Genomic DNA, 5,284 nt, shown 5'->3' with positions numbered 1-5,284 from the left:
GTGCGCAAGCTACTCACAACGCCACTCTTATTTAATCCGATTGGATTTATCTCAAAACATTCAAGCAAGCAAGGTAAGGTTATTACCCCAGGTTCTGGCAGTAAAAAAGTATTGCTATTGGGTGGTTGTGTGCAGCCGGTACTGGCGCCGAACATTAATCATAGTATTAAAAATATTTTGGCCAAGCTTGGTTATGATGCGATCGAAACGCCACAAAATCAGTGTTGTGGTGCGGTTGATCAACACTTGAGTGCTGAACAAGATGCATTGATCAAGATTAAGAATAATATTGATGCTTGGTTGAAATTTGATGTGGAAGTTATTATTTCTAGCGCCAGTGGTTGCGGTTTAATGGTTAAAGATTACGATTCAATGTTTGAAGCTGGTGATGAATATTACCAAAAAGCAAAGATTATTTCTGCAAAAACTCAAGATATTGCAGAGTTTTTGGCCGACAAAGATTTGTCTCAATTAAACTTAGAAAAAACCAATATTTCGTATCACGAGCCTTGCACCTTGCAGCATGGGCAAAAGCTGGCAGGACTGGTTAATTCAATTTTGCAACAATTAGGCTATACGCCAGCACCTGTTAAAGATTCACATTTATGTTGTGGCTCAGCAGGTACGTATTCAATTTTTCAGCCTAAACTCTCGCAAGCGTTGAAAGATAATAAATTAAAACACCTGCAAGCGGCTAATCCAGAGATGATTGTGACGGCTAATATCGGTTGTTTAATGCATTTACAAAAAGACAGTGAAATTCCCGTTAAACATTGGGTGGAACTATTGGATAATTAGCCTAATTAATAATTGGCATAAACCATGGGCCGAAGAAGAAAGCCGAAAGCTAAAACCTACGAATTAACCATTGAATCTTTATCGCACGAAGGTCGCGGCATTGCACATCTTGATGAAAAAGTCATTTTTGTCTCTGGTGCTTTGCCAGGTGAAACGGTTATCGCAGATCGCAGTTTTTCACGCGCTAAATTTGAAGAAGCAGATGTTAAAGAAGTTATCAAGGCTGCTGATAACCGTATTACCCCAAAATGTGCAGTATTTGGTATTTGTGGCGGTTGTTCATTTCAGCACTTATCCAGTGAAGATCAAATTAGTGCTAAAGGCGAGTGGCTTAAAGATGCTTTTTTAGGTCAAGCTAAGGTTGAGCCAGAACAGTGGCTGGCGCCACTTCAGGTGCAAAATTGGGGATATCGCCGTAAAGCGCGACTTGGCGTGCGTTATGTAGCCAAAAAAGAAAAAGTATTGGTTGGCTTTAGAGAAAAAAAATCCGGCTGGATTACCAACATGAGTCGTTGCGAGGTATTGCATCCGTCTTTGGGTGATAACCTAGAAGTGTTGGCTGAGGCGATTGGAAAGCTTTCGATTAAATCACAAGTGCCACAAATTGAAGTGGCGGTTGCTGAGCATAATACGGTACTCATCTTAAGACATCTTGAGCCGTTGAACGAGCAAGATGAGCAAGTATTGCGTGATTGTGCTAAAGAATTAGCTGTAACGTTCTACACTCAAAGTGGCGGCGAAGACACAGTTAAACCCCTTGATCAGAGCGCTGTACTAACCTACTCACACCCTGATCATGACATTGAAATGGAATTTTTACCAACTGACTTCACTCAGGTGAATTTTAAGTTGAATCAAAAAATGATTAATTTAGCCTTGGAGTTGCTTGACTTAAATGAGGATGATGAGGTGATTGATCTATTTTGCGGGCTAGGTAACTTTACCTTACCAATGGCAAAATATGCCAAGCATGTGGTTGGTGTGGAAGGCGATATGGGCTTGATTGAACGCGCTAAATACAATGCTGAGCAAAATAAAATTGGCAATGCTGATTTTTACAAGGCAGATCTGTTTAAAGAAGTTGAGGGGTTTGAGTGGTTCAGAGGCAAGACCTATAACAAGGCGTTAATTGATCCAGCGCGTTCAGGTGCGATTGAAATTGTAGAATTACTACCCAAATTAGGTGTCAATCACTTGGTGTATGTATCTTGCAATCCAGCTACGTTGGCACGTGATACGGCCAAGTTGATCGAGTTGGGCTACAAGCTTAAAACGGCGGGTGTGATGGACATGTTCCCGCAAACAGCCCACGTTGAATCCATTGCATTGTTTATCAAATAAGCCAGCACTATGATTATCATTAACATTGCCAATCAAACCCTTGAATTTAACGACAAAACTTACGCAATTAGTACAGCGGCCAATGGCATTGGTGAAGTTGAAGGTTCTTACTGTACGCCATTAGGAAAGTTTAAAATTGCTGAAAAAATTGGCCAAAATTTAGCGTCAAATTCAGTACTTAAAGGTCGTGTATTTACCGGTGAAATCTACACTGCTGAGTTAGCACAACAACACCCAAAAAGAGATTGGATTCTAACTCGAATACTTTGGCTTGACGGGGTTGAGTCTCATAATGTCAATACCAAAAATCGATACATTTATATTCACGGCTCACCAGATGAAACCCCAATGGGTGTAGCTGGCTCCAAGGGTTGTATTCGCATGCACAATGCTGACATTATCGAGTTATTTGATCGTGTTCAAACGCTTGAAGAAGTTGCTATAATTGCTTCATGAACAGTCTACTTCAATATTTACCCAAAAAAGCCGTTGAGCGTCTACAGGCCAATAAAGAAGCGGTGTTAATTGATGTGCGTTGTGAAGCTGAAAACAAGTTTGTTGGCCGGCCAACTGATGCGTTATTTGTGCCCTGGTTAGATGATCCTGATTGGGCACCGAACGAGGCAAATTTTATAGCGGCTATTAAGCGTTTTTTGGGTGATGAGGCGCTAGATGTTGAAATCATCTTAATTTGCCGTAGCGGTTATCGCTCCGACGATGCGGGTAAATGCTTGCTTAAGCATGGGTTTACTAATGTGGCCCATGTGGTGAGCGGCTTTGAAGGGGATCTGGATGAAAACGACCAACGTGGCAATGTTAACGGTTGGCGTCATGACGGCATGCCTTGGGTTCAATGTTAGACAGTATTAAGCTTTTTATCCACCCTCGGGTGCTGAGTATGTTGTTTTTAGGTTTTTCAGCCGGCGTACCCATTTTGCTTATCTTTTCCACATTAGGGCTTTGGTTAAATGAAGCGGGCGTAGCCAAATCAAGTATTACTTTTTTCTCATGGGCAGCCTTAGGCTATTCATTTAAATTTGTCTGGGCGCCCTTAGTTGATCGACTACCATTACCAATTTTAACCAAACTCTTGGGTCGAAGAAGAGCTTGGATGTTGGTTTCTCAATTGGCTATTATGGGCGCTATTTTGCTGATGTCATCGGTTGATCCTCAAGCGGGCTTAGACAGTTTGGAGTTGATGGCAATCGGTGCGGTGTTACTAGGATTTTCATCAGCCACTCAAGATATTGTCATCGATGCCTATCGAATTGAATCCGCTAATAAAGACATGCAATCAATGCTGAGTGCTACTTATATCGCAGGTTATAGAATTGGTATGTTAGTCGCTGGCGCAGGCGGATTATTTTTGGCCAGCTATTTTGGCTCAACCAAAGAACTTTATAGTGTTGAGGCTTGGTCAACTACTTATCTAATAATGGCGCTAGTTATGATGGTTGGTGTTGTCACCACACTGGTCATTAAAGAGCCTGAGTCGTCCACTCGTTCCATTGACTATACAACACTGGATTATGCGCGATTCTTCGCCTTATTCTTAGCTATTGTTGCTGCTTTTATTGCAACATTTATAGTGAGTGCAGATCTGGTTAAAGCACTCAAACCAGTATTAACAGACTTTTTTGCAAACAAGCATTTATCTGGATTTTTAATCGGCACATTAAGAATGATGCTAGCCATAGCTGGTGCTTATGTTGCTGCTCGACTATTGATAACCCTTAATGTGGTTAATCGAGCTATGGTTAGTGATACTTATGTAGCGCCGGTTAAAGATTTCTTTAATCGATATGGGTTGAGTGTCGCTATTCTGCTTTTGGCAGTGATTGGGCTGTATCGAGTCAGCGATATTGTGCTGGGTGTCGTGGCTAATATTTTTTATCAAGACATGGGTTTCACTAAGGTGGAAATTGCCACTGTGTCTAAAACATTTGGCTTATTTATGACCATTGCGGGTGGATTTTTAGGTGGCGTTATGGCGATCAGGTTTGGCGTATTTAGAGTGTTGTTCTTAGGCGCACTGCTTTCAGCACTAACCAACTTATTGTTTATTGTTTTGGCTAATGTAGGCCATGATATAACCTGGTTATATATCACCATCACCATGGATAACTTGTCTGCCGGTTTGGCGGGTGCTGCTTTTATTGCTTTCTTATCGAGCTTAACTAATATTAAATTTACTGCGGTTCAATATGCGGTGTTTTCTTCACTCATGACCTTGTTGCCAAAAATATTTGGCGGCTACTCAGGCACCATTGTAGAAGTATTTGGTTATGGTGAGTTTTTTATATTAACCACGCTAATTGGCCTGCCAATTTTGTACCTTGTTTACAAAATTAAACCTTATATAGATTAATGAATTTTGCACCGATAATGATGGACGTGGCAGCAACCCAGCTGTCTACAAGTGAAAAGACCCAACTAGCTAAAGCTTCGATTGGTGGCGTTATTTTGTTTAGTCGAAACTTTGAATCGATTGAGCAAATCAAGGCGTTAATTACCTCTATTAGATCTGTTAAGCCTGCATTATTGATTGCAGTTGACCATGAGGGTGGTCGTGTGCAACGCTTTAAAGAAGGGTTTACTCACCTGCCAGCCATGGCTAAATTGGGTGATGCGTATGATCGTGACCCTGATTTAGCCCTTGAACAAGCAACAGCTTGCGGCTATGTCTTGGCACACGAACTGTTAAGTATCGGTGTTGATTTTTCTTTTGCGCCGGTGCTAGATGTGGATTATGGTCAATCTTCAGTGATTGGTGATCGTGCCTTTCATTCAAACCCTAAAGCGATTATTGCTTTGGCAGGTGCGTTGATTAACGGCATGCATAAGGCAGGCATGAAGTGTGTTGGCAAACACTTTCCGGGTCATGGGTTTGTGGCAGCGGATTCGCATCTAGATTTACCCATTGATGAGCGCTCGATGACAGAGCTTATGTCAGACATGCTGCCATTCAAAGAATTAACCTACCAAGGGTTAGATGCGGTGATGCCAGCACACGTAATCTATCCACAAGTTTATGAAAATCCAGCAGGCTTTTCTAAAAAATGGATTAAGCAAATTTTACGCGAGCAGTTGGGTTTTTCAGGGGTTGTGTTTAGTGATGATCTATCAATGCAAGGGGCTTTTTTCA

6 protein-coding genes are annotated in these 5,284 nt (G+C 41.5%); all 6 read left to right on the top strand.

Translation table 11 applies throughout. The features are described 5' to 3' along the window. On the top strand, positions 1-798 hold a 798-nt coding region (locus tag PSN35_RS05745), incomplete at its 5' end, for a heterodisulfide reductase-related iron-sulfur binding cluster (RefSeq protein ID WP_300030718.1). A gap of 24 nt (positions 799-822) precedes the next feature. Then, positions 823-2,139: a 23S rRNA (uracil(1939)-C(5))-methyltransferase RlmD gene (gene rlmD / locus PSN35_RS05740; RefSeq protein WP_300030716.1), complete on the top strand. Its 1,317-nt coding sequence runs from the start codon at positions 823-825 to the stop codon at positions 2,137-2,139. Between the two features lie 9 nt (positions 2,140-2,148). After that, the gene (locus tag PSN35_RS05735; RefSeq protein ID WP_300030714.1) at positions 2,149-2,595 is read left to right on the top strand and encodes a L,D-transpeptidase; all 447 of its coding nucleotides are present in this window, start codon (positions 2,149-2,151) and stop codon (positions 2,593-2,595) included. Beyond that, entirely contained in the window at positions 2,592-2,999 is a 408-nt protein-coding gene (locus tag PSN35_RS05730) for a rhodanese-like domain-containing protein (protein WP_300030712.1), read from the top strand. Before PSN35_RS05735 ends, PSN35_RS05730 begins: the two co-directional genes overlap by 4 nt. Then, the gene (locus PSN35_RS05725) at positions 2,993-4,507 is read left to right on the top strand and encodes an MFS transporter (protein ID WP_300030710.1); all 1,515 of its coding nucleotides are present in this window, start codon (positions 2,993-2,995) and stop codon (positions 4,505-4,507) included. The genes PSN35_RS05730 and PSN35_RS05725 overlap by 7 nt, the downstream gene beginning before the upstream one ends. Then, positions 4,507-5,284 (top strand): beta-N-acetylhexosaminidase (gene nagZ / locus PSN35_RS05720; RefSeq protein WP_300030708.1); only part of this gene is annotated, 778 nt, incomplete at its 3' end. The genes PSN35_RS05725 and nagZ, both read left to right, overlap by 1 nt.

Source organism: Candidatus Thioglobus sp., assembly GCF_028599055.1.
Lineage (GTDB): Bacteria > Pseudomonadota > Gammaproteobacteria > PS1 > Pseudothioglobaceae > Thioglobus_A.
Note: the sequence above shows the minus strand (reverse complement) of the source record. Positions and strands in the feature narration are given on the sequence as shown.